The 907-nt window shown below is 64.8% G+C and carries 1 protein-coding gene; it reads right to left on the bottom strand.

Annotated elements, in window-relative coordinates; genetic code table 11:
- Window positions 1–907 (bottom strand): TRAP transporter large permease subunit (locus tag ENZ74_RS33120; protein ID WP_127313353.1); only part of this gene is annotated, 907 nt, incomplete at both ends.

The following is a 907-nucleotide window of genomic DNA, read 5'->3' on the forward strand; positions in this document are numbered from 1 at the left end:
GTTGAAGCTTGGCGGTTGCGACAGGTCGGGCTGTGGCGCTGCCGGCTTTGCCGGTGTCGGATCGCCGAAACTGGGCGGTTGCGAAAGGTCAGGAGCGGCCGGCGCCGTGGCGCCACCAGCGGGCGCCGCTCCATCCGCCGGCGGCGTGCCCAGCGGCGACAGGCCGGGCACCTCCGGTACCTTGTAGTCGATGGTGCCCGGATCGACGGTCGTTCCCTTGTAGTGCATCACCATTTGCGGGAAGGCGATGGTCAGCCCGATCATGATCACCTGGATGCAGACAAAGGGCACCGCGCCCCAATAGATCTGGCCGGTCGTCACCGGCGCGATTTGTTTGCCGGTGAGACGATCGAGATAGGGCACGCGCGCGGCCACCGAACGCAGATAGAACAGCGCGAAGCCGAAGGGCGGGTGCATGAAGCTGGTCTGCATGTTGACGCCCAGGAGCACGCCGAACCAGATCAGGTCGATACCGAGCTTGTCGGCGGCGGGCGCCAGCAGCGGTACGATGATGAACGCCAGTTCGAAGAAATCGAGGAAGAAGGCGAGGAAGAAGACGAGCATGTTGACGCCGATCAGGAAGCCGACCTCGCCGCCCGGCAGCGACGTCAAAAGGTGCTCGACCCAGATGTGGCCGTTGACGCCGTAGAAGGTCAGCGAGAACACCCGTGCGCCGATCAGGATGAACAGCACGAAGGACGACAGCCTTGTCGTCGAGGCCAGTGCCTGCTTAACGACGTCAAGCGACAAGCGCCCCTTGGCCGCCGCCATGAACAAGGCGCCGACCGAGCCCATGGCGCCGCCTTCGGTCGGCGTGGCGATGCCCAGGAAGATGGTGCCCAGCACCAGGAAGATCAGCGCCAGTGGCGGGATCAGCACGATGATCACCTGCTGCGCTAGCCTGGAC

Source organism: Mesorhizobium sp. M7A.F.Ca.CA.002.15.2.1 (genome assembly GCF_003998715.1).
GTDB lineage: Bacteria > Pseudomonadota > Alphaproteobacteria > Rhizobiales > Rhizobiaceae > Mesorhizobium > Mesorhizobium ciceri.